The organism is Brevibacillus parabrevis (genome assembly GCF_003710905.1).
Classification (GTDB): Bacteria; Bacillota; Bacilli; order Brevibacillales; family Brevibacillaceae; genus Brevibacillus; species Brevibacillus parabrevis.
On record NZ_RHHV01000012.1, the window covers coordinates 615,342 to 638,742 of the forward strand.

A 23,401-nucleotide genomic window follows, 5' to 3' on the forward strand; every position below is an offset into this window, starting at 1 on the left:
TATGGTGCGCACATTGCAAAAGACAAACGATTTTCGGGAAATTACATTTGGCCGTCGCTCTGTCAAACTGTATGACCCGGAAGTCAAAATCAGCAGGGAAGAGATGACCGAGATTTTAGCCGGAGCGACGCGTGCCCCATCTTCGGTCAATATGCAGCCATGGCGTTTCGTCGTGATCGAAAGCAAGGAAGGGAAAGAAAAGCTGGCCGAGCTGGCTCGTTTCAACAAGACGCAAGTGCTCACTTCGTCTGCGGTCATTGCCGTATTCGTTGACATGAACAATGCCGCATACATGGATGAGATTTTCGGAAAAGCGGTCGAGCTTGGTTACATGCCGCAAGAAGTGAAAGATATGCAGCTGCAAGCGGTGAAACCGTACTACGCGAATCTGTCGGTTGCTGATCTGCGGGACGTCAATTTTATTGATGCGGGACTCGTATCGATGCAACTGATGCTCGTTGCCCGTGCTTTTGGCTATGACACCAATCCGATTGGCGGCTATGAAAAAGAGCAAATCGCCGAGGCATTTGATCTGGACAAGGAACGCTATTTGCCGATCATGTTAATCAGCATCGGCAAAGCGGCGAAGGAAGGGCACCCGTCTTATCGATTGCCGGTGGAGACAGTGACCACCTGGAAATAATCCAACTACGTTTTCGAAAGGGAGAAAAAACATGCTGATCATTCATGCGCATCTGCAAGTAATTCCTGCACAGGAAGAAGCATTTTTGCAAGCGGTCAAAGGGCTGGTTGCTGCCAGCCAGGCGGAAGCAGGCAATCTCGGATACGTTCTGATGAAAAGCACGGAGCAAGAGCATTGCTATACGATGGTCGAGAAGTGGGCGGATGCTGCGGCAGTAGCGGCGCACAATGCAAGCGCTCATTTTCAGGCGTTCATCAAGCAAGCACCAGCTTTTGTTTCGGCACCGATGGAAGTGGAAGTATTCGCAGGCGAGCCAGTGAAGCTGTAAATCGGTCTGGAAAAGGAAAACAGCAAGGGTGATCCTGGGAGCTGACTCCAGGTGATCAGCTTTGCTGTTTTTTTGCATGACGGTAAGACATTGCGGTGGAAAGCATAGACTCGAAAAAAAAGACCCCACTTCTGGGGTGTAAATCCAATGACCCGTTGATGGAGGGGAGTTAGGAAACGCTTATTTCGAAGCAATCTGAGACAGTCCCACCTTTTCCGTCATGAGCGGTGACTTTCACGATAGCGTAATCTGAATGACCCGAAATGGTATGGAATACAATTTTTCCATAGTTAGGGCTAGTAACGACATCGTTGAAAGTGTAAACAAAGCCCGATCCCCGTTCAAATTGAATGGTAAAAGTCAGGCTATCTTCATCGGGATCAGCAAAATAATCGGTAAGGGAAACAGCCTCATGGGTTCCGGCAGGAGGGATAGCGAGATCAGGTATTCCCGAGCCTACAACAACCGGGGCTTGATTGCTATTCTCGACTTCTTCCCTGCTGTTTTGGAGGGATTTCGTTCGAGCCTACACCGTGCAGGCGACTTTCATCGCACACGGCGTTCCATCAACGGATAAGAATGGAGGAAAAGGAACAACGGGCACTATCATCGTACAACGCCTATGTCAAAATTTACACCTTTTCTTTCCATTTCACCCCAAAAAGCAAGCAATCACCAAAAGTTTGGGGAAAAGTATCCATTAAGACACAGGAGTCGTAATACATATAGACTCAGGCAATCTCGGTTCACAAGATGGAGAACAGGTCCGGAAAGATTTGAAATGGGGGGGTCTGATGAAAAAGCGGTTAGTAGTAAGCGGATTGATCCTTGTCTTTGCTTGCGCTTTCGTATTCGACAACAAACTTTACTATCCGGCACTCCCAATAGAAAGTATGAGCAAAAAAGCGGTGATAGAAAAGCTGAATGACTCTGACAAACCAATCGTTACATTATCGAACGAAAACGGTCAACAATGGTATATCATACGCGAACGAGATGCATCCGCAGCTGATGAGTTGATTAAGGAAATGGTCAGTCAAAAAGGATGGACGTTCCGACAAAAAGAAGGCAGTGGCCTCTTCTTTGAAAAACAAGGAGAAAATTTGATTGTAACTACCCAAAAGTGGACGGGTGACTATGTGTTAGTGAAAATTCCGGCCCCTTTTTCATGACTAAGCGCGGTTTGCTTTCCGGTTATTTATGAGGCTGTCTGCTTATGAGTGATGAAGAGATAAAAAAATTAACCCCTACCTAACTTTCGATAGGAGACGGCAGAGAGGCAGGCAAAGTATAGTAAAAGTACCCGAAAGGAACATCCTCGCTTTAGTTGATGGACGCCATCTTCGATGAAAATCGCCCTCCTCGTGGCGTATCCTGTGTGGAAGGAACCATCTCTCCGTGCACCTTCCACACAGGAAGCGGGCTTATAATGGATTCCATTTGAGAGAATCAGATACAACCTCTCGCCCGCTTGCCATCAACAACCCCTTGGGCTGCTCGAGGGGTTCATTTTTTTGCCAAAACAGCTCCTTGTTCATGAATGAGAACAAGGAGCTGTCATCGTTTTTGCCCAGAAAGTTGCTGTTGGTCCCTCATTTGATCATGAGAGCTAAAAACTCGTGCAGTTTATCCAAAGAGCGGATGTTTTGATTGCAGGTTGTGCTGTCTTGGCATAAATAGTTTCCTTTTTTCAAATACGTGCCGTCACTTGAACCGCGTGCTTCCAGGACGAACATGCCGATGTCGGAAACTTTGTTGCAGATGGCACAGATGCCTTTCTTCGCCATTGGCGTAAAAGCGCCGTGGATACCGATCAGCTTGTCGGGGTAGTTGGCGATGATAAATTTTTTATCAGAACCGTTGTCGAACCAACTGATGTACGACAACTCGGCATACGGAAGCTCGGCGGCTACTGGTGGCTTGAGCTTCTTGATCTTCGGGTACATTTTTTTGATCGCTTGCTCGGTAACGGCGGGAAACGGAACAACATAAGGCGACAAAGACAGCAGAAACTGTTTGGCTTCGTTCTTTTCTTTCAGCGAACGGATTGGCGCAAGCAGTTGTCTTTGTTCGTCAGAAAGATCAGCGAACAGCTGAAAAACTGCTTCCTGCGCAATGTCTTTTCGTGCCCGGATGACGTTCAAATCCGTGCTGCCCGTATACGCATTCAACAAGTTTTGCACCTGCCATTTGATAAAGTTGTAGTGGTGGGGAAAAATAAACGGTTGCATGTGAGCGTGTACCTCCTGTATGTGTCCGCTGCGCTGGTGAAAGAACACAGCAGTTTTGTCTCTTTTACTTTAAAAGCAAACGGCTGCGCTTGATAGGGAGAGAACGATTCTAAACAAAACTCGGCATAGAAAAAGCACTGATCGTCCTGGGGACAGATCAGTGCCTGAGTCTATTTGACATATACGATTTTTTTGATCGTTTCGATCGAGAGAAAGTACTGTTCGGCCAGCTGTGGAATGGACACGCCTTCGCGAAAAGCGTTGCGGATCAGGTTGTTCCTTTCGTCCAGCTGTTTTCTTCCGCCAGAGCGGGTTCCCCATTTATAATGCGTGGTTTTTGACTTCGGGATATAGATGGTTTCCCCTTGCACATACTTCTGGATTTCTGCAATCAGGCTTTCTGGCAGCATATTGGCTGCATTCGCATATTTCATTTTCGCTCGCTCCTTATTTTGGCATTCAAATAAGGGGCAAAGCCGGAAAATAAAAAATGAGATACATAACGGTAGGCGATGTATTGTCTAAACGACTGTCCACCTCATGCAAAGTATCGCCTTTTTATTTCCAGGCTTTGCATGAGACGCTGCAGTATCTGGCAAACTGAATCCATTCACCAACCATACACCCCCTCGATCACGATTCATACCTTCCTGTACAGTACGCAAACTCTGCGCAGTTCCTTCCATTATAGATCATCTTGCAGCGATTTTCATACGCAGATGTTTGCGAGCGCTTTGCCAAGTTACTCAAAAAACACGATCTTTGCGGCTTATCGGCCGACGATCAGGTCAAGCAACTGATCATCTGTCCATGGCTCCAGCGCAAGCAACGCTTGGTACGGGTCAGCTCCCGGGATGTGAAAGTAGGAGGCAAAAGCTGGCTCTGTCTTCAAGCCGTTTTGTTTGAGCTGGCGGATGTGCTGCCGCGCTTTCGGTCCTGCCAGTTGCAGCAAGCGATGTTCGATGATCATGTGCCGATACGCGTTTTGTTGTTCGACGGGGCGCGGTTGGGCAAAAAGCTCGAACCAGAAGCCGTGGGCAAAAAAGGAGACAAGACATGTGGGCACAGCTTGTACCGGCATGCGGGCTTCCTGGTATTCTTCGCAGTCTGCGTAAAAGCTGCGGGCGATCTCGGCGAACAGCTCAAGATCGTAGCATTCGCAGACGATGTCCAAATCGCTGTCGCCAATATCGATGTCGAGCGGAATCGTTCCGGCGAGCACCGGATCAAAAGCTTGCAGGCGTTGCAATACCGCGCTTTGTTCGATGGCTCGTGCGGCTGCTTGCTGTTTTGCTGTACCGTTTCGCAAATAGGTGAGATCACGCCAGTTTCTCGTCATAGAAAACTCCTGTTTCCTTCGGTATTTGCAGATGTTTGTCGCAACAAGTATGATAGATTCGCGAAAACAAGTGTGCAACAAAAATCGCTTTTGCTCGTATTACCTATGTGAGGGGAGTGCATGCAGATGGATATTTTACTCTGGATCGTTGTTTTGGTGCTATTCGCGCTCAGTATTGCAGGTATATTTTTGCCTGTGTTACCCGATACGATTTTGCTGTGGGCAGGCTTTTTGCTCTACCACTTTTTCATAGCAGATCCGGGAGCGGGGTTGCCAGCGTCCTTCTGGTGGGGAATGGTGGTATTCAGTATTTTGCTGTACGGCGCTGACTTGTTGACCAACATGTATTTCGTGAAAAAATACGGCGGCTCCAAATGGTCATCGGTGGCGGCTGCCGCAGGGATTTTTCTCGGGATTTTCGTGTTCCCGCCATTTGGGATGATCGTTTTGCCGTTTGTCTTTGTCGTGCTGGTAGAGCTGTTGGTGCAGAACCAGCCTTTCGAGCGGGCGGTCAAAGCGGGCTTTGGCTCCCTGATCGGCTTTTTGGGAAGCGCAGTAGTCAAAGTAGTGTTGCAGGTGACCATGATTATCTGGTTTTTCCTCGCCAGATAGAGAGAAAAAAGGACAGCGATGGCTGTCCTTTTTGTATGCCGCGAAATTAGTGAATGAGGCGGTAGACGCCGATGACTTTGCCGAGGATGGAAACGGCGTCCAAAATGATCGGTTCCATCGTGGCGTTCTCCGGCTGGAGACGGAAGTGGTTTTTTTCTTTGAAAAAGCGCTTGACGGTTGCTTCGTCTTCTTCGGTCATGGCGACAACGATATCTCCGTTGTTTGCCACATGCTGCTGGCGCACGATGACGTAGTCTCCGTCGAGGATTCCGGCGTCGATCATACTGTTTCCGGACACGCGCAGCATGTACACCTTGTCTGAAGTCACGATATTTTCTGGAAGCGGGAAGTATTCCTCTACGTCCTCAATCGCCGTGATCGGTTGCCCGGCAGTTACTTTCCCGATGACAGGAACGCGGACAACGGAGTCTTCGAAGTTGTCCTGGAAGCGATCTTCTTCAGACAACAGCTCGATCGCGCGCGGTTTGGTCGGGTCGCGGCGAATCAGGCCTTTCTTTTCCAGGCGGGCCAAGTGGCCGTGTACGGTAGAGCTGGAAGCCAGTCCGACAGCTTCGCCGATTTCGCGTACAGATGGAGGATAACCCTTGTCGCGAACTTCCTTCCGAATGAATTCGATGATGGCTTGTTGTCTGCTAGATAATTTTGACATAAAAAGACACCCCTGATTTCTCGAACATATTTTCCTATATTATACCATGGGAGCTTGCGTTCGACAAACATAAGTTCGATAAAAAGGCGAACAGGAATTTTTGCCCGAAAGAACGTTTCTTGTCGAATGGTTGGTGCGAGCCAGAAGCATGGCTGTTCGCGGATTGTCCCATACCAAAAGGGGAATTGGCCATCTTGCCGTCACCTGCGTGAATTTTGCAAAGGGGCAGGTTTTCGTATTGACATGAACATATGTTCTCATTTATGATTAGGGTACGAACTTATAGAACGTATGTTTGCAGGAGGTTATCCCATGAATGTCATGTCTATTCCTAACCGTTTTGAAAAAGAATCGTCCCGTCGCGTCCGTTTTGGTATTACCAGAGGCCAAGCCCTGTTGTTCCTGATTACGTTTTCTCTCTTTTTTTACTTGTTGACCGAACTGGTGTTTGCTTCTTCGCACACTGAGCCGCTAAAAGGAACAGAAGTGACGGTTCGCGACGGTGACAGCTTGTGGACCATTGCAGTCCGCCATCAAACGGAGACGGTCGATGTACGCGATCTGATCCAGGATATTAAAGAGGCGAACGATCTACAGAGCAATCTGATTTATCCGGGACAGACCTTGCTCATTCCCGATCCGAAATGATAGAAAGCACTTGCCGGTTCGTCTCCATCTTGCGAGTTCGCCCTGATGTGATATAATTAAACGGCATTACTACTGGGTGGGAGGAACCGTACGTGGTATCTGACGCGGAAATCAAACGAATCAACGAACTGGTCAAAAAATCGCGCGAGGTTGGTTTGACCGATGAGGAAAAGCAAGAGCAGCAAGCTCTGCGACAAAAGTACATTGATGCGGTCAAGGCATCGCTGAAAGCGAATCTCGATTCCATCCGTTATGTGGAAGATCTTGAAGAGAATCGTCCCAAACATTAAGCTCACTTGTATTGATAAGGCAGACATCCTTGCTTGACGCTCGGGTGTCTTTTTGTTCCTTATGACTATCAGGTATTCGACAGAGGAGGAAAACAGATGGCGTGGGTGGCTGTAGCGGTAGGCGGTGCTGTCGGTTCATTGTTTCGCTATTGGTTGTCTTTGGCGGCGAATCAGCCGGGGTGGCCAATCGGCACCTGGTTAGCCAACATCATCGGCTCATTTTTGATCGGCGTGTTGTTTGTGATCGGCAAAGAGCGGGGAGGCATTTCTCCCGAAGTGTATATTTTGTTTACCACAGGGGTTATGGGTGGCTTCACGACGTTTTCCACCTTTTCTCTGGAGGTTATTTCTTTTTGGGGCGACGGGCAATGGCTGCGCGGGACGCTGTATGCACTCGCGAGTATCGTGGTCGGGCTGTCCTCATGCGCCGTAGGGATTTGGCTTGCCCGGCAAATGCAATAATAAAAAATAATGGATAAAGCTGAGAGGGGGGATGGGTGTGAGTACCCAGCACCGCGATTACGAAGCAGAACAAAACAAGCTGAAAGAGACGATTGCGCTCATTGACGACGAGATTGTTCAACTGCGTGAGGAAATTAACGAAGCAACCGATGACTATGTGAAACAGGTCGTGAACTACAACAAGGCCAAAGACTTGCGGTATCTGGAAGATCACGGGCGAGACAAACCGTATTTCGGGCGTGTTGATTTTCTCAAAGACGAGATTTACGAGCTGGATCAGGTGTATATCGGAAAACGCGGAATTGTCCGCAGCGATACGTTCGATTCGATTGTCGTGGATTGGCGAGCGCCCATTGCCAGTCTCTATTACTCCGGAGAGAGCAAGGATGCGTTTTACCGGATGGGGCGCGAGATTGTCCGTGGAGAGGTGCGGTTGAAGCGCAACTTTGCGATTGAGGACGGCGAGATTGTCGGGATTTACGATGGAGCGGTGAAAGAGACGATCAATCGGGAAATGGGGCATCCGGACGAGTTTTTGCAGGAAGGTTTCATCGACGAGTTTTTGAACGCGAATTTGAATATGGCCAATGACAGTCGCTTGAAAGATATCGTGGCGACGATCCAGTCGGAGCAAAATGAGATCATCCGGGCGGAAAAAGATCGGCCGATCGTCGTGCAAGGGGTGGCAGGTAGCGGAAAGACGACCATCGCCCTGCATCGGCTGTCGTACTTGATCTACAACTATCAGGATACGATGATGTCGAAAAAATTCATGGTGTTCGCGCCAAACCGGATGTTTCTTACGTACATATCAGAAGTGCTGCCTGAACTCGGCGTCGATGATGTCCAGCAGTCGACATTTGTGGATTGGGCGGCGCGGCTCGTCAAACCGCTCATGCCAAAAGGCTGGCGGATCGTCAGTCCCGACAAGCCGTTGCAGCTATTTTTTGAGGAAGGTCAGGATCAGCGTGAACAGGAGATTACTCGCAACAGGCTGCGCTTCAAAGGCTCACTGGCGTGCAAGGAAGCGATGGAGCAATACATTCGCTACGTGATTGAGACGAGAATCCCTTTCAAGAAACTGAGTTTTCTATACAACAAAACAAAGCAAGTCTTCTCCATTCCGGGAGAGACGATCCGGCAATTTTTCCTGGAGCAGTTCGGGGCGTTGCCGTACCAGCGCAGGGTAGACGCGCTGCGCAAACATTTGAAGCAGGAAATGAACAAGCAGCTGTTTTCGCATTTACGTGAACGAAAAGTCGATCTCGACAAGCAAGGGCTGGCCAAATTTGAAAAAATGCTGGAACAGATTTTGGATACATACCTGGTCAGCTTTCCACGTCTGGATATTTTTGCGGCATATCGGGAGTTGATTGCAGAGGAGGAATTGCTGTGCAAGCTTGCTCCGGCTGCGATCCCGGACAAGGTGATCCGTGATGTCAGCACCTCTTCTGCCGCACTGCTGGAACAGGAGCGCCTGGAGCCGGAAGACATCGCGCCGCTATTGTACTTGCAGCATATTATCGAGGGCATGAACAAAGCGGAGCATTTTGATCATACGGTTGTCGATGAAGCGCAAGATTTGAGCGCATTGGAGGTTGCGGTCATCGGGCTTGCGACGAAGCGAAATTCCATGACCATCGTTGGCGACATTGCCCAAGGCATCCACAGCTATCGCGGCATTCACGCGTGGGAAGAGCTGACGCAAGGCATTTTTGAGCAGCTTCGTCCCGCCTACTATACGCTGGCACAAAGCTATCGTTCGACGATCGAAATCATGCAATGCGCCAATGAGGTGCTGCGACAGATTGATCTGCCGGAGACGGTTCTCGCCAAGCCGGTTTTGCGCCATGGGGAAAAGCCGGTGATGGTTCATGCCCATTCAAGAGCCGAGCTGTGGGACGATATTCGTTCGCGAGTCGCCGCCTTGCAACAGGAAGGCTTTCAAACGATTGCGATTGTCACCAAAACGATTTTGGCGAGCAAAAAGGCGCACAAGGCTCTTGCCGAAAGCATCGCCGATCTGACGCTTCTCGGCAGCAAGGACAACCAGTTTCCGGGCGGCGTAACGGTAATGCCAGCTTATTTGACAAAAGGCTTGCAGTTTGACGCCGTGATTTTGCTCGATGTTGCATCTTATCAAAACAACGAGTGGGACGCGAAGCTGTTGTACGTGGCGATGACAAGACCTGTCCACCGGCTGGTGATGACGCAGATGGCAGGCGAAGAAGCGCCGCTTTTAGCTAACCTCGCACAAGAACTGTATACGCAGGCGTGAACAGGAAAAATCCCCTCTGACTGAATAACAGCAGAGGGGATTTTTGCTGGCTGAACCGATTAATGGTCGCCTGTATTTCCTTTGGACGGATTGGTGATGACGAAGCCTTCCTGTGGCAGGAACAAGTAGTCGATGATGATGCCATCGAGCAATGGCTCGTCTTTTTTCACGATGACGTCAATTTCCTTGTCGGTGGAAACAACTACATCCTCTTCGGTTGGCTTGTCCAGAGCAAGACCGTAGTGCGCATGGTCACCGTGCGCGTGAGTGATATAGGCACGCAGCTTCAGGTCTTTGTCTGCTTCTTGTTCCATGATTGTGCCGAGCTGCTTCGCTGCATTTTTGGTAATCTTTACCTTCATAGGTCAAGTCTCCTAACTGTATGTATGTGAGTTTCTTCTCCATCTTAGCAAAGAGGGAAATGCAGATGCAATGTGGAAAGTGTTCTGGGTGATAGAGTTGCTAGACAAACTTGCGAAAAGGGGACGCTTTCATGAAGATTGATTTGCGCAGCGATACCGTCACAAAACCGACTGAGGCGATGCTTCGGGCCATGGCAGATGCCGAGGTGGGCGATGACGTTTACCGGGAAGACCCGACCGTTAACCGACTCGAACAGATTGCAGCCGAGCTGCTGGGGAAAGAAGCGGCTTTGTTTGTCACAAGCGGCACGCAAGGCAATCAGATTGCCGTGTTGACGCACTGTGTGAACGGCGATGAGGTCATTGCGGAAGCGGATTCTCATATTTTTTATTACGAAGGCGGCGCGATGTCGGCTTTGGCTGGTGTGCAGACACGGACGCTGGCGGGAGAACGGGGCGCCCTGCGTCCAGTAGATGTGGAAAAGGCGATTCGCGGCAACAACATTCATTTTCCGCGCACGAAGCTGGTTTGTATCGAAAATACACATAACCGGGCGGGCGGCGCGGTCGTTACGATCGAGCAAATGAAGGGCGTGCATGAGGTAGCGCAAAAGCACAACATCCCCGTTCACTTGGATGGCGCACGACTGTTCAATGCGGCGGCAGCTCTGGGCGTGCCTGTGTCTGCGCTTAGCCAGCACACCGATACCGTCCAAGTCTGTCTGTCCAAAGGCTTGAGCGCGCCTGTAGGCTCTCTTTTGGCAGGGGATCGGGCCTTTATCGAAGAAGCGAGATGGTGGAGAAAAAAACTCGGCGGAGGCTTGCGCCAGGCAGGGTATTTGGCAGCGCCGGGAATCGTGGCTTTGACACAGATGACGGAGCGGTTGACGGAAGACCACGCGCGTGCGCAGCAGCTGGCTGAAGGGTTCCGCAAGCTGTCGCTCGAAGTGGAGCCTGTCGAGACGAACATCGTGCTGGTGAAGACGGATTCGATCCGGGAGACGGCAGTTGCCTTTTTGCAGCGTCTTGCAGACAAAGGAGTCTTGGCAGTCGATTTCGATGAATACGTGATCCGCTTTACCACTCATCGCCACATTGATGAGCAGCAAGCAAACAGGGTGCTGGAAATCGTGGAAGAGCTCATTGGCACGGCGAAGGTTTCGGGATAACTGTTGCGGGCACCAATCATGGACAAAGCCAGTCTGCTTGAATCGGGGAGCGGATTGGCTTTGTCTGATTGCACCGTTCACTTGCAGCCGACTTTCGACAAATTGTACAAAAATTTTCGGAATAAAGAGAATATTTTTAACCAAGTCGTCCAGTTCCTTTCTCACTGTAATGCGATAGCATAATGATGAGTTGGAGCCTATCTTTCAGTCATCATCGCGAACTCGATACAGACGAGGGGGATGCCAGATTTGAAAAAGCGAATGGGCGCACTTTTGGCTAGTTTTCTGATTTTTCAATTAGTAACTGGATGTAGCACAGCGCAGCCAACAGCTACAGACAACAAGGGAACCGAAGCACCCAAAACAGACACAGCCAAAGCGAAAGAAATGGTCCTGAACTGGAACGCAGATGGGGGAGAACCGCCTACGGCCGACCCGGGACTTGCTTCAGATGGAACTTCTTTTGACGTCATTACGGCCTGTTTTGAGGGTCTGACACGCTATGGGACGGACGGGAAAATTGCGGGCGCGATGGCTGAAACGTATTCGGTTTCGCCAGATATGCTGACGTATACGTTCCAACTGAAAAAAGACGCGCTTTGGTCGAATGGAGATCCGGTAACGGCACACGATTTTGAGTTTGCCTGGAAACGCAATCTCGACCCGCAAACAGGATCGGAATACGCCTACATGCTTTATTTCATCAAAGGAGCGGAAGAATTTAATACAGGCAAAGGCAGCAAGGATGATGTCGGGGTGAAAGCGATCGACGATCATACCCTGGAAGTCAAGCTGAACTCGCCAGCGCCGTTCTTTTACGAGCTGACAGCTTTCCCGACGCTGTTCCCGCTGCACAAAAAAACAGTGGAAACTAACCCGGCCTGGGCGGCATCTCCGGAAAATTACATCGGAAACGGGCCGTTTAAAATGGAAACGTGGGAACACAAAAACAAGCTGGTTCTGGTCAAAAACGACAACTATCACGACAAAGGTGCAGTGAAGCTGGACAAGATCGTCTGGAGCATGATTACCGATACCAATACAGCGCAAGCTCTGTTCGATTCGGGCGATCTGGATTGGGGAGGCCATCCGACGTATACGCTCCCTGTAGATTTGCTGCAAAGCTTGCATGACGAAGGCAAAATTGTCCTCGATCCGTATCCGAACACGGTAGCCGTGACATTCAACACTACAAAGCCACCTTTTACGAACAAAAAAGTTCGTCAAGCGTTCTCGTATGCGATTGAGCGTCAGCCGCTGGTGGACGGCATCGTCATGCCGGGTGTGCCCGCTGCGTATGCCTGGGTTCCGCCGTCGATGAAGCTCAGCGGCAATGATTATTTCCAAGAAGATTCGGCGAAAGCCAAACAGCTTTTGGCGGAAGGTTTGAAAGAGCTCGGTTTGACAACGATGCCGGAATTTACTTTCTCCTATGGAACAGGGGATGACAGGCAAAAGAAACTGGCGGAAGCGCTTCAGGATCAGTGGAAGAAAAACCTCGGCGTAGAGGTGAAGATCAGCGGGTTGGAAGAAAAGGTGTTCCTGCAAAACAAGCGCTCCAAAAATTATCAGTTTGCCTATCGGAACTGGGGAGCGGACTTCAACGACCCGATCAACTTCCTGGAGATTTTCAAAGACAAGACAGTCGGAACGAATGACGCCGCCTGGGAAAATGAACAGTACCGCAAACTGATCGTGGACAGCTATCTGGAACTGGATACAGCGAAGCGCAATGCGATCATGCAGCAAGCCGAGCAAATTTTGATGGACGAGATGCCGATTGCCCCGATTTACTATGGCGTGCGCCCGTACATTCAAAACGACAAGGTCAAAGGTCTGCTTCTGAATCCGTTCGGCGGCAGAGACTTTAAATACACTACCGTAGAAAAGTAAACGAAAAAGGTAGGAACCCCCTTTGTGCCAACGATCAGACCGGCGGCATGAAGGGGGTTTTCTCTGTTCAGCGCGTGTAATTCCGCACACCCAAAGAAATACTATAGCCATTGACTATGGAAGGAAATGAGGGATAGACATGATATCGGCCAAAGAGCGTGAGAGACTGCAGAACCAGATGAAACGCGATGAGAGCAAGATTGTCAACATTGTGCTCCAGGATGCCCGCCAAGTGGCAGGGGAGATTGAAAAAGCCACCCACCAAGGGATTTTCATGGTAGATGGCCGTTACTACGGATATGAAGACATCAAGGAAATCAACGGTTCACTCTAAACAGCGGATGTGCGTGTCCGCTTAAATCAACGGCGGCGGAAAAAAGTGACGCAAAGCATCGGGGAGTTCTTTTTGCCACAAGCCCCAGACGTGGTTGCCCGGTTTTTCCGAATAGGACAGGCTGGCGTTGCGGTCAGTGAGCAGTGTTTTTGCTTCCCGGTTCCATTGAACGAAGTCGAACGTTCCGATATGGGTTTCTACAGCGGTTTCATCCAGTCCCACCACCATCCAGAGCCGCAGCCAGGAAAGGTCTCCGCTGTTTTGGATGGCCGCTTGTGTCGGCTGGAAAAAGGCTCCTGACAGGGCAAGCACCTGGGAAAACAGTTCGGGGTGGTCCAGTGCGAGGTGCAAGGAAACCGTTCCTCCGAGCGAATCGCCCGCGAGCACGCGGGAAGCTTTGTCGCGTCTTACGGGATAGCGCTCCTCGATGTACGGCAGCAGCTCCTCGCAAAAAAAGCGTTTGTACGCTGCATTTTTTGCGCCTACAGGCGAATATTCACTCGTCCGTTTGCTGCGATCCACCGAGACGCCGACGACGAGGAACGGTTCGATGCCTTCTTCGAGAATCAACTGGTTGGCGATGGTGGCAATCCGCCCCATCGTAAAGAAATCGTTGCCGTCCTGACAATAGACGACAGGGTAAGAAAGCAGTTCATTATAGCCCGGCGGGAGGTACACTTTGACCGAGCGGGGAGTGTCTACGTGGACGCTTGGGACTTCTTCTTTTATGATTGTTCGTTTTACATAATCAGACATCGATTTACACTCCTGTTTGCTCAAATGTAAAACTAAGCCTTGAAAAAAACTGATACAGCTTATATAGTAAATGATAACAGAGAGGAAATAAACCCTGTAATATCAATACTATAACACGTTAAACAGACATTTTGTCTGCAATATAACAGGGTTGTGCGGACGGCGCTGTAAGCCCTTTCTTGCACACACAAACTTTCTTCTGCTTTTTATCAGGGGACACTTCCGACACGTTTCGTCTTCCTTGTCGATTGAGCACTGGCTCAGTTGCGTGGGACATGGCGAAGCAAGCAAGGAAGCCCCTTATTCTAGTGACGAGGTGAATGTGATGAGCGTAACCACTGCTGTTGAACAAACAGAGAACAACGCCCCGCTGCAAATTCTTGCTCCGGACGGTACGGTTGTTCGTCCTGACTTGATGCCTAAGCTCTCCGATGATGAACTGCGTGAACTGATGCGTAAAATGGTCTTTACCCGTGTGTGGGACCAACGCGCTATCAGCTTGAACCGCCAAGGTCGTCTGGGCTTTTACGCGCCTGTAGCTGGTCAAGAAGCAAGCATGATCGGTTCCGAGGCGGCTCTGTCCAAAGAAGACTTCATCCTGCCAAGCTACCGCGACATTCCGCAAATGGTCTGGCACGGTTTCCCTATGCACAAAGCGTTCCTCTACTCCCGTGGACACATCGAGGGTGGACGAATCCCTGAAGGCGTAAACGTTTTGATGCCACAAATCATCATCGCAGCACAATGTACACAAGCGACAGGTGTGGCAATGGGCTACAAGCTGCGCGGCGAAAAGCGCGTTGCGATCAACTACTTTGGTGACGGGGCAACCTCCCAAGGTGATTTCTACGAAGGTATGAACTACGCAGGTGTTTACAAACTGCCTGTGATCTTCTTCTCGCAAAACAACGGTTATGCGATCTCCCTGCCGTTCGAAAAACAAACGGCTTCTGAAAATATCGCAGTCAAGGCAGTTTCTGCCGGTATCGCAAGCGAGCGTATCGACGGCATGGACATCCTCGCTGTTTACTACGCAGTTCAAAAAGCGAAAGAGCGCGGTGTTAACGGCGAAGGCGCGACTTTGATCGAGGCGCTGACATACCGTTATGGTCCGCACACCATGGCTGGTGACGACCCAACTCGCTACCGTACTGGTGAAGAGCAAAGCGAGTGGGAACTGCGCGACCCATTGATCCGCTTCCGCAAATTCCTGGAGAGCAAAGGTCTTTGGAGCGAAAAAGACGAAGAAGCTGTCATTGAAGAAGCGAAAGCAGCAGTTGCAGACGCAATCAAAAAAGCGGACGAAACTCCGAAAATGAAAGTGACTGAACTGATCGATGTAATGTTTGAGACACTGCCGCCTGCACTCGAAGAGCAAAAGGCAGAATTCCTGGCGAAGGAGTCGAAATAAGCCATGGCACAAATGACAATGGTTCAAGCCATTACGGATGCAATGCGCGTAGAATTGAAGCGCGATGAAACCGTACTTGTCTTCGGGGAAGACGTAGGGAAAAACGGCGGGGTATTCCGTGCGACAGAAGGTTTGCAAGCTGAATTTGGCGAGCAGCGCGTATTCGATACGCCGCTCGCTGAGTCCGGAATTGGTGGACTGGCAGTAGGCTTGTCCATTAACGGCTTCCGCCCTGTAGCGGAAATCCAGTTCTTTGGCTTCGTATTTGAAACGTTCGATGCGATCGCTTCCCAAGCGACTCGTATGCGTTACCGTTCCGGCGGTCGTTTTAGCAGCCCAGTAACTTTCCGTTCCCCATTCGGTGGCGGCGTGAAAACTCCTGAGCTGCATGCGGACTCTCTGGAAGGCTTGATGATGCAAACGCCGGGTCTGAAAGTGGTTATCCCTTCCAACCCTTACGATGCAAAAGGTCTGTTGATCTCGGCGATTCGCGACAACGATCCGGTTGTGTTCCTGGAGCACATGAAGCTGTATCGCTCTTTCCGTCAAGAAGTACCAGAGGGCGAGTACACCATTCCGCTCGGAAAAGCGAACGTAGTAAAAGAAGGCAGCGATGTTACCATCATCACCTATGGTGCTATGGTGCATACCAGCCTGAAAGCGGCTGAAGAAATCGAAAAAGCTCGTGGCGCCAAAGTGGAAGTCATCGACCTGCGCACCATCAGCCCGCTCGATATCGACACCATCGTAGCATCCGTGAAGAAAACAAACCGTGCGATCGTCGTGCAGGAAGCGCAAAAAACTTCCGGCGTTGCTGCGGAAATCATTACGCAAATCAACGAGCGCGCTATTCTCCACCTCGAAGCACCAGTGCTGCGTATCACGGCACCGGATACCGTTTATCCGTTTGCACAAGCAGAAGACATCTGGTTGCCTGACGTGAAACGCGTGGTAGACGGATTGACTCAAGTGCTCGATTTTTAATCGGTAACAGACATAATGGCGGAAAAGTTGAAAGCTTTCCGCCTTCTTTCCGAAATTTACAGGCTGTGAATACGGCGTAGTGTTTACTAAGGAGGAGATACTGTGAGTCGTTTTACATTCAGACTCCCGGAGCTCGGTGAGGGTATCCATGAAGGCGAAATCGTCAAATGGCACGTTCAGCCCGGAGATTCCGTAGAAGAAGACCAAGTCATTATGGAAGTGCAAAATGACAAGGCGGTAGTAGAAGTGCCATCGCCTGTAAAAGGAAAAGTTATCGAGCTGAAAGTAACAGAAGGAACGGTTTCTGTTGTCGGCGATCCTTTGATCGAGTTCGAGGTTGAGGGCGAAATTCCAAACCTGCCAGACCACGGTCATGGCAGCGCACCTGCTGCTGAAGCGGCGCCAGCACCTGCTGCTGACAAAATGGAGCCAGGTTGCGATATCGGTTCCCAAGTGAGCGCGAATGCGAACCAAGCGCTGGAAACACCAATGGCGCAAGCAACTGCGACAGCAGTAGCGGCTCCAATCGATCGCAAACACGTATTGGCTACTCCTTCCGTGCGTAAATATGCGCGTGAAAAAGGCGTTCAGCTGACACTGGTTCCTGGAACTGGCAAGCTGGGTCGCATCACTCGCGAAGACGTAGATCGCTTCGTATCGGGTGGCGCTGTCGCTCCTTCTGCACAAGCAGTGGAAACGGCTGCTCCAGCAGCAACAGAAGCACCGGCAGCTACGGCTCCAACAGGCGTAGCACAAGCTGCTTCTGCGCCAACTGTTCACTACAGTGCGCAAGCAGGCGAGCTGGAAGAGCGCGTTCCTTTGAAAGGAATCCGCAAAGCGATCGCCAAAGCAATGGTCAAATCCGCTTACACAGCACCACACGTTACTATTTTCGACGAAGTGGACGTAACGGCGCTGGTAGCGATGCGCAAAGACGCGAAACCACTCGCAGAAGAGCGCGGCGTGAAGCTGACTTACTTGCCAATGATCGTCAAAGCAGTCGTTGCTGGTCTGAAAAAGTTCCCAGAACTGAATGCTTCTATCGACGAAGAAAAACAAGAAATCATCTACAAAAAATACTACAACATCGGCATCGCGACTTCGACAGAAGACGGTTTGCTCGTACCGGTTGTCAAAGCGGCTGACAGCAAGTCGATCTTCCACATCGCGGGCGAAATCAGCGAGCTGGCGAAAAAATCTCGCGATCGCAAAGCGAGTGCTGACGAGCTGAAAGGTTCGACTTTCAGCATCACCAACATCGGCTCTGCTGGCGGCATGTTCTTCACGCCGATCATCAACTACCCTGAGGTTGCGATCCTGGGCGTAGGTCGTATCAGCGAAAAACCAGTGGTGAAAAACGGCGAAATCGTGGTTGGCCAAATGCTGCACCTGTCCTTGAGCTTTGACCACCGCTTGGTTGATGGAGAACCTGCACAACGTTTCGTCAACTACGTGAAGCAGCTTCTGGAAAACCCAACGCTGCTCGTCATGGAGGGATAAGAGACAATGGTAGTAGGTGAATTTACGACAGAAGTAGACGTGCTCGTCATCGGTGCGGGCCCAGGCGGATACGTGGCAGCGATTCGCGCCGCGCAAATGGGAAAAACCGTAGCAGTAGTAGAAAAAGCGGAAGTCGGCGGCGTGTGCCTGAACGTAGGTTGCATTCCTTCCAAAGCGATGATCCATGCTGCACATACGTATGAGCACGCTCAACATACCGAATCCATGGGAATCACCATGGAAAACGTCAAAGTGGATTTTGCCAAGGTTCAAGAGTGGAAAAGCGGGATTGTGAAGCAATTGACAGGTGGCGTAAGCTCCTTGTTCAAAGGCAACAAAATCCAGGTGATTCCAGGTGAAGCACTGTTTGTCAGCGAAAACGAAGTGCGCGTCTTCCACGGCTATGACGTGAACCGCTATCGCTTCCAGCATTGCATCATCGCGACAGGATCTCGTCCGATCGAACTCCCTGCTTTCCCGTTCGGCAAACGCGTTCTGTCCTCGACAGAAGCATTGGCTTTGACCGAACTGCCTAAGAGCATGGTTGTAATCGGCGGCGGATACATCGGCATCGAGCTGGGTACCGTATTCGCGAAATTCGGCACCAAAGTAACCATTCTGGAAGGCTCCGATCAAATTTTGCCTGGCTTCGAGCCAGATATGCCTCGTCTCGTTGAGCGCAAGCTGAAAAAGCTGGGCGTGACCATCCATACCAAAGCGCTGGCGCAAGGAATGGAAGAAACCGAGAACGGTGTAATTGTCAAGGCAGAAGTAAAAGGCGAAGCGCAGCAAATCGAGGCGGAATACGTCCTCGTTACAGTTGGGCGCCGTCCGAACACGGATGAGCTTGGCGTTCGCGATATCGGCATGAACCTGACTGATCGCGGCCTGATCGTCGTCGACAAGCAAGGCCGTACGAACATTCCTAACGTGTATGCGATCGGGGATATCGTGGCAGGACCAGCTTTGGCGCACAAAGCTTCCTACGAAGGAAAAGTGGCCGCTGAAGCGATTGCAGGACATCCGGCTGAAGTCGACTACAAAGCGATCCCGGCAGTTGTTTTCTGCGATCCGGAAATCGCAAGCGTCGGTATCAACGAAAGAGAAGCAAAAGAACAAGGCATCGATTATGTGGTGGGACGCTTCCCATTCGCAGCAAACGGCCGTGCGCTCTCTGTCAATGCAGGTGAGGGCTACGTGAAGTTGATTGCCGAAAAAGAAACGAATCTCGTCCTCGGTGCGCAAATCGTTGGTCCAGAAGCTTCGAACATCATTGCAGAAGTGGGACTGGCGATTGAAATGGGCGCAACCCTTGAAGATATCGAATTGACCATCCACGCTCACCCGACTCTTGGGGAAGTGACGATGGAAGCGGCTGAACTGGCACTGGGTCGTCCGATTCACGTGATGAAATAACAGCAGCTTTTACGAAAAAAGCCTTGTACCTTTACGGTTACAGGGCTTTTTTCTTCCACATCTTACCCTTTCCACCTGTACTTATATAATGTAAAATAGTGGGAGACTGACGTGGGTGGAGGCTTGGCAGCATGGAGATTACAAATAAGATGATTGATGACTTGCGCCAAAAGCTGGAACGCGCAGCCAAAGAAGCAGGCTACAATTTTCTTGACCCCGAGATCGTAAAAATAAGTCAGCAGTTGGATAAGCTGATCGTCGCGCATATGTTGCATGAAAAACGCCCTTCGTAAGGGCGTTTTTAGTGGGCAAAATTAGGAGAAGGAATACAGCAGGTGGGCGTTAGACCCCATTTTTCGTAAACAAGGCTCTTGGGCATAATAATAGCTGGGGTACAAAATAAGCTGCTGCGCGTCATGGTTTGGCTCATCACTCGGGTGCGTCAAATGACGAGCCGCTTCATCAAAAACGAACGCAGGGGAAATGGTGTGCAAGTAGGCAAGCATGGCAGGAATATCTTGCACGGCATAGTAGATGCGCTCAGCTTCTTTTACAAACTGCGGGGCGATGATCTCCCAGTTCTCCTCGAAAACCATTTGCCAATAAGACGATACAAACAGGCTGAAGCGGCCTTTTACATAATCGGAGTCTTCCCGTATATCGAGAAGCACTTGTGGGATGCTGTGCTGCTCTAGCCATCGGTCCAGCATCGGGCTCACGCTTCGCACAAACTCTTCGGTTGGCAGGGTGACGAAGTATTCGTACTGATCGTCGACAGCCATGACCCCTTTGGTATGTACAGGATCGAACGAATCGGGGATGCCGTAACGAAACAGCGGCAGCAGATAGTCCCATTCTCTTTTCAGACGAACAGATTCAAATTGTTCAAGCTTGTCTTCCGACCATGAAATGAAGCGCTCAGGAGGAGTTGGCTGGGCAAGGGTATGCAGGCTGGCAGCCAGCTCGTACAAGGGAGAAACACTGTAGCTGATCGCGTTCGAAAGCGGGCTGTTGCCCGGAAGTGGAATAGTGATCATAGTGGGCTAAACCTCCATCATGGATACTGCATCCATCATAGATCATCCCTGTGGGACAATTCAATCTTTTTTATTGTAAGAAAAAGGAAAACCCGCACGGTCTAAACCGTCCGGGCTTCTGCACAATGCCGTTCTTGCATAGGGAAAATCGCTTTTAGCCTTCCCTGGTCTTGATGGAACGAGAATGGTTTTTTTGTTTTACTTTTTTGGAGCCGGAAAGAGGCTCGCCAGTCTGTTCTTGCGGTTTTGCGACATTATTGTAAGTTTGATGAGGGTTCTCATCCAAAATATGATCCTTTTCCATAAAATCAGCTCCTTCTTTCCGTAGTTTGTATCAATCAGATGGTGACGAACCATAGGAAATGCTGGTATTCTATAAGGAAGCGTGCCCGCGATTGGTAGCAATGGATAGGTTGTCAAAAGAGCCAAAAAGCACGATACTGAAAGCATAACAGCATGTTTATTATGCAAACAAAAAACCAGGCTTTGATGGATCGGAAAGGAGCAGCTCATGCCACTGTTGATTGCACCCGTGTTTAATTCGACGACAGAACAGCCCATTCGGATCGAGCTGCCCAATTCGTACTACTTGGTCTCGGGAGCAGAGCGGCCGTACGAGATAGCCTCGCGCTATTTGCGCAACGAAATGGACGAGAACAAGCGCATTTTTGATCAGCGCGTGAGTCGCACCAGTCTGTTTTTGGTTGCAGAGCATGCCGAGATGAAAGTAACGGACGATCGCCCATGGATTGAAGAGATCGAGAACAAGCTGAACTTGTCTGCGTTTGACGGGACATGCTCCATTCCATACGTGCTGACGGTTAGCGGGAATATGTGCGGGATCACGTACTTGAAGCGCTCTATCGACGGAAACAAGCTGGCATTTGACCAGTCGACGCAGAACACGTTTCTGCGGATTTTGGAACATCAGCTGCCATCCCTCGCTTTTCGCCGCTATGTGCTGTCTCTTGAGAAAAAAAGCAATGAAGACCAGCTGCTCGATTTGTGGATCGCGCTGGAATCGCTGTTTGCCCCTGACGGTAAAAAGGGAGAAATCACCTACAAACTGCGGATACGGATGGCGTACTACTTCGGAGACTCGTATGCCCAGCGGCAAAAGATTGCCCAATTCGTCAAAAAATCGTACAATCATCGTTCAGAGATCGCGCACAGCGGAAAAGTATTCGGCGATAAACTGACCGATGAAGTGAATACGCTCAGATTGATGGCGAGAGCGACGATTTTGAATACGGCTATGCAAGGCATCAATCTGCAAGACATGCGCGTGCGCTTGGATGAGTTAATATTGTCTGGCGAGACCTATGAAGAACGGTACGAGCCGGCTTATTTTGAAAGAATCATTTTGTAGACCTCACAGAGGAAACAGGAGGAAGAAGCAAGCATGAGTGTTTTGATTGTAGAAGATTTGTCCCATGGGTTTGGGGATCGGATTTTGTTCCGCGACGTGTCGTTCCGTTTGCAGCCGAATGACCGCGTAGGACTTGTTGGAGCTAATGGTACAGGAAAGTCCACGATGATGGGCATTTTGACGGGCCAAAACATCGCAGATCACGGCCGTATCGAGTGGATGCCGAAAATTCAATACGGATACCTCGATCAGCACACGAAGCTGCAAGCAGGCAAAACCATCCGTGACGTGCTGAAAGATGCGTTCCTGCCCCTTTTGGAGCAAGAACAGGAACTGATGGCGATCGGGGAAAAAATGGCCGAAGCAACGCCTGAGGAACTGGAAGAGCTGCTGGAGCGCATGGGCGAAATTCAGGATAAGCTGGAGACGAGCGGTTTTTATTTGATCGATGCCAAAGTCGATGAGATCGCGAACGCTCTCGGTTTGAGCGCTATCGGTCTGGAGCGCGACGTTGCTTCCTTGTCCGGGGGTCAGCGGACGAAGGTTCTTCTGGCAAAATTGCTGCTGGAGCAGCCGACTGTTCTGCTTTTGGATGAGCCGACGAACTATTTGGACGAAGAGCATATTGTGTGGCTGAAAAACTACTTGCGCGAATATCCGTATGCGTTCATGCTGATCTCCCACGATACCGCGTTCATGAACGAAGTCGTCAACGTGATCTACCATCTGGAGTTTACCAAGCTGAACCGCTATACAGGCAACTACGAGTCGTTCCTTGCACAGTCCGAGATGAAGCGCAGCCAGCACTTCGACGCTTTTGAAAAGCAGCAGGAAGAAATCGCCCGCATGGAAGACTTTATCGCCCGCAACAAAGCGCGTGCATCCACTACAGGGCGCGCGAAAAGCCGTCAGAAGCAACTGGATAAAATGGATCGCCTTGACAAGCCAGAAACGGCAGCGAAGCCTTCGTTCATTTTCAAAGAAGCACGCGCGAGCAGCCGCTTCGTGATTGAGGCAGAGAACCTGGAGATCGGTTATTCGCACCCGCTGCTGCCTAAACTCAGCGTGAAGCTGGAGCGCGGCGAAAAAGTAGCGATTGTCGGAATGAACGGTGTGGGGAAATCGACACTGTTGAAGACGCTGCTCGGCATCATCCCGCCACTTGGCGGCAAGCTGGAGCAGGGCGACTTCCTGCACCCTGCGTACTTCGAACAAGAAGTGAAAGCCAAGCCGATCACGGCACTGGATGACGTCTGGAACGAGTTTCCGGCCATGAACAACCACGAAGTGCGCGGAGCTTTGGCGCGCTGCGGTTTGAAAAACGAGCATATCAATCGCAACCTGAACGCACTGTCCGGGGGCGAGCAGGCAAAAGTGCGTCTCTGTAAGCTTCTGCAACGGGAAAGCAACTGGCTTGTATTTGACGAGCCGACCAACCACTTGGATGTCGTTGCGAAGGAAGAATTGAAGCGTGCATTAAAAGAATTTAAAGGGACTGTCCTGCTCGTATGCCACGAACCTGACTTCTACGAGGATTGGGTGACACAGACGTGGGATGTTGAGAAATGGAGTCTGGAACAGGCAAAAACACCAATCAAGCTGTAATAAAAAAACAGGCAGCCCATTCAGTGGGACTGCCTGTTTTCTTTTGGCCGAAAAGTCGTGAGCT

General features: G+C 50.3%; 26 protein-coding genes. 18 read left to right on the plus strand and 8 right to left on the minus strand.

Annotated features, from left to right (window positions below; translation table 11 throughout):
* The first annotated feature begins 1 nt into the window (after position 1).
* The 3 genes from EDM60_RS18990 to EDM60_RS19005 all read left to right on the plus strand — a co-directional run bounded on the left by EDM60_RS18990 (position 2) and on the right by EDM60_RS19005 (position 2,143).
* Entirely contained in the window at positions 2-643 is a 642-nt protein-coding gene (locus EDM60_RS18990; protein ID WP_122965353.1) for a nitroreductase family protein, read from the plus strand.
* A 31-nt stretch (positions 644-674) separates the two neighbouring features.
* On the plus strand, positions 675-971 hold the full coding sequence (locus EDM60_RS18995) for a putative quinol monooxygenase (RefSeq protein ID WP_122965354.1): 297 nt from the start codon (positions 675-677) through the stop codon (positions 969-971).
* Between the two features lie 794 nt (positions 972-1,765).
* Positions 1,766-2,143: a hypothetical protein gene (locus EDM60_RS19005; protein WP_122965356.1), complete on the plus strand. Its 378-nt coding sequence runs from the start codon at positions 1,766-1,768 to the stop codon at positions 2,141-2,143.
* Between the two features lie 420 nt (positions 2,144-2,563).
* Here EDM60_RS19005 and EDM60_RS19010 read toward each other — a convergent pair whose 3' ends face one another.
* The 3 genes from EDM60_RS19010 to EDM60_RS19020 form a co-directional block, all read right to left on the minus strand.
* Complete coding sequence (locus EDM60_RS19010; RefSeq protein ID WP_122965357.1) at positions 2,564-3,202, minus strand: FusB/FusC family EF-G-binding protein; 639 nt, start codon at positions 3,200-3,202, stop codon at positions 2,564-2,566.
* A 170-nt stretch (positions 3,203-3,372) separates the two neighbouring features.
* Positions 3,373-3,687 (minus strand): CD3324 family protein, encoded by a 315-nt coding sequence (locus EDM60_RS19015; protein ID WP_267901847.1) that lies wholly within the window; start codon positions 3,685-3,687, stop codon positions 3,373-3,375.
* 284 nt (positions 3,688-3,971) lie between these two features.
* The gene (locus EDM60_RS19020) at positions 3,972-4,541 is read right to left on the minus strand and encodes a DUF4269 domain-containing protein (RefSeq protein WP_122965359.1); all 570 of its coding nucleotides are present in this window, start codon (positions 4,539-4,541) and stop codon (positions 3,972-3,974) included.
* A gap of 126 nt (positions 4,542-4,667) precedes the next feature.
* Between EDM60_RS19020 and EDM60_RS19025 the strand changes: the two genes are divergently transcribed.
* Positions 4,668-5,153 carry a DUF456 domain-containing protein gene (locus tag EDM60_RS19025; RefSeq protein WP_122965360.1) on the plus strand — a complete coding sequence of 162 codons (486 nt, stop codon included), beginning with the start codon at positions 4,668-4,670 and terminating at the stop codon, positions 5,151-5,153.
* Between the two features lie 46 nt (positions 5,154-5,199).
* On the opposite strand, the gene lexA is transcribed toward EDM60_RS19025, so the two are convergent.
* Positions 5,200-5,823 carry a transcriptional repressor LexA gene (gene lexA / locus EDM60_RS19030; RefSeq protein WP_063228476.1) on the minus strand — a complete coding sequence of 208 codons (624 nt, stop codon included), beginning with the start codon at positions 5,821-5,823 and terminating at the stop codon, positions 5,200-5,202.
* 312 nt (positions 5,824-6,135) lie between these two features.
* On the opposite strand from lexA, the gene yneA reads away from it, so the two are divergent.
* The 4 genes from yneA (at position 6,136) to EDM60_RS19050 (ending at position 9,501) form a co-directional block, all read left to right on the plus strand.
* The gene (gene yneA, locus EDM60_RS19035) at positions 6,136-6,471 is read left to right on the plus strand and encodes a cell division suppressor protein YneA (protein ID WP_122965361.1); all 336 of its coding nucleotides are present in this window, start codon (positions 6,136-6,138) and stop codon (positions 6,469-6,471) included.
* A gap of 92 nt (positions 6,472-6,563) precedes the next feature.
* Positions 6,564-6,761, plus strand: a complete 198-nt coding sequence (locus EDM60_RS19040; protein ID WP_063228478.1) for a DUF896 domain-containing protein — start codon at positions 6,564-6,566, stop codon at positions 6,759-6,761.
* A 96-nt stretch (positions 6,762-6,857) separates the two neighbouring features.
* On the plus strand, positions 6,858-7,223 hold the full coding sequence (gene crcB / locus EDM60_RS19045; protein WP_122965362.1) for a fluoride efflux transporter CrcB: 366 nt from the start codon (positions 6,858-6,860) through the stop codon (positions 7,221-7,223).
* A 37-nt stretch (positions 7,224-7,260) separates the two neighbouring features.
* The gene (locus EDM60_RS19050) at positions 7,261-9,501 is read left to right on the plus strand and encodes a HelD family protein (protein ID WP_122965363.1); all 2,241 of its coding nucleotides are present in this window, start codon (positions 7,261-7,263) and stop codon (positions 9,499-9,501) included.
* Positions 9,502-9,560: 59 nt separating this feature from the next.
* Here the strand turns inward: EDM60_RS19050 and EDM60_RS19055 are convergent, their stop codons facing one another.
* Positions 9,561-9,863 carry a HesB/IscA family protein gene (locus EDM60_RS19055; RefSeq protein ID WP_063228481.1) on the minus strand — a complete coding sequence of 101 codons (303 nt, stop codon included), beginning with the start codon at positions 9,861-9,863 and terminating at the stop codon, positions 9,561-9,563.
* Between the two features lie 131 nt (positions 9,864-9,994).
* On the opposite strand from EDM60_RS19055, the gene ltaE reads away from it, so the two are divergent.
* The 3 genes from ltaE to EDM60_RS19070 all read left to right on the plus strand — a co-directional run bounded on the left by ltaE (position 9,995) and on the right by EDM60_RS19070 (position 13,259).
* Complete coding sequence (ltaE, locus tag EDM60_RS19060) at positions 9,995-11,032, plus strand: low-specificity L-threonine aldolase (RefSeq protein ID WP_122965364.1); 1,038 nt, start codon at positions 9,995-9,997, stop codon at positions 11,030-11,032.
* 249 nt (positions 11,033-11,281) lie between these two features.
* Entirely contained in the window at positions 11,282-12,925 is a 1,644-nt protein-coding gene (locus EDM60_RS19065) for a peptide ABC transporter substrate-binding protein (protein ID WP_122965365.1), read from the plus strand.
* Positions 12,926-13,064: 139 nt separating this feature from the next.
* Complete coding sequence (locus tag EDM60_RS19070) at positions 13,065-13,259, plus strand: hypothetical protein (protein ID WP_063228484.1); 195 nt, start codon at positions 13,065-13,067, stop codon at positions 13,257-13,259.
* Positions 13,260-13,280: 21 nt separating this feature from the next.
* On the opposite strand, the gene EDM60_RS19075 is transcribed toward EDM60_RS19070, so the two are convergent.
* Positions 13,281-14,015, minus strand: a complete 735-nt coding sequence (locus tag EDM60_RS19075) for an alpha/beta hydrolase (protein WP_122965366.1) — start codon at positions 14,013-14,015, stop codon at positions 13,281-13,283.
* Between the two features lie 325 nt (positions 14,016-14,340).
* On the opposite strand from EDM60_RS19075, the gene pdhA reads away from it, so the two are divergent.
* The 5 genes from pdhA to EDM60_RS19100 all read left to right on the plus strand — a co-directional run bounded on the left by pdhA (position 14,341) and on the right by EDM60_RS19100 (position 19,619).
* Entirely contained in the window at positions 14,341-15,426 is a 1,086-nt protein-coding gene (pdhA, locus tag EDM60_RS19080) for a pyruvate dehydrogenase (acetyl-transferring) E1 component subunit alpha (RefSeq protein ID WP_122965367.1), read from the plus strand.
* Between the two features lie 3 nt (positions 15,427-15,429).
* Positions 15,430-16,410, plus strand: a complete 981-nt coding sequence (locus EDM60_RS19085) for an alpha-ketoacid dehydrogenase subunit beta (RefSeq protein WP_122965368.1) — start codon at positions 15,430-15,432, stop codon at positions 16,408-16,410.
* A 102-nt stretch (positions 16,411-16,512) separates the two neighbouring features.
* On the plus strand, positions 16,513-17,910 hold the full coding sequence (locus EDM60_RS19090; protein WP_122965369.1) for a dihydrolipoamide acetyltransferase family protein: 1,398 nt from the start codon (positions 16,513-16,515) through the stop codon (positions 17,908-17,910).
* Positions 17,911-17,916: 6 nt separating this feature from the next.
* Positions 17,917-19,326, plus strand: coding sequence for a dihydrolipoyl dehydrogenase (gene lpdA, locus EDM60_RS19095; RefSeq protein WP_122965370.1), 1,410 nt, complete (start codon positions 17,917-17,919; stop codon positions 19,324-19,326).
* Positions 19,327-19,457: 131 nt separating this feature from the next.
* Positions 19,458-19,619 carry an aspartyl-phosphate phosphatase Spo0E family protein gene (locus EDM60_RS19100; protein ID WP_063228490.1) on the plus strand — a complete coding sequence of 54 codons (162 nt, stop codon included), beginning with the start codon at positions 19,458-19,460 and terminating at the stop codon, positions 19,617-19,619.
* A 21-nt stretch (positions 19,620-19,640) separates the two neighbouring features.
* Here EDM60_RS19100 and EDM60_RS19105 read toward each other — a convergent pair whose 3' ends face one another.
* Together EDM60_RS19105 and EDM60_RS19110 are read right to left on the minus strand one after the other, a co-directional pair.
* Positions 19,641-20,363: a hypothetical protein gene (locus tag EDM60_RS19105; protein ID WP_122965371.1), complete on the minus strand. Its 723-nt coding sequence runs from the start codon at positions 20,361-20,363 to the stop codon at positions 19,641-19,643.
* Positions 20,364-20,517: 154 nt separating this feature from the next.
* Positions 20,518-20,667 (minus strand): small acid-soluble spore protein P, encoded by a 150-nt coding sequence (locus EDM60_RS19110; protein WP_063228492.1) that lies wholly within the window; start codon positions 20,665-20,667, stop codon positions 20,518-20,520.
* A 207-nt stretch (positions 20,668-20,874) separates the two neighbouring features.
* Here EDM60_RS19110 and EDM60_RS19115 point away from each other — a divergent pair, with 207 nt between their 5' ends.
* Positions 20,875-21,732: a HEPN domain-containing protein gene (locus tag EDM60_RS19115; RefSeq protein ID WP_122965372.1), complete on the plus strand. Its 858-nt coding sequence runs from the start codon at positions 20,875-20,877 to the stop codon at positions 21,730-21,732.
* A gap of 33 nt (positions 21,733-21,765) precedes the next feature.
* A complete protein-coding gene (locus EDM60_RS19120) occupies positions 21,766-23,337 on the plus strand; it encodes an ABC-F family ATP-binding cassette domain-containing protein (protein WP_122965373.1) in 1,572 nt (523 codons plus the stop codon).
* Positions 23,338-23,401 lie beyond the last annotated feature (64 nt).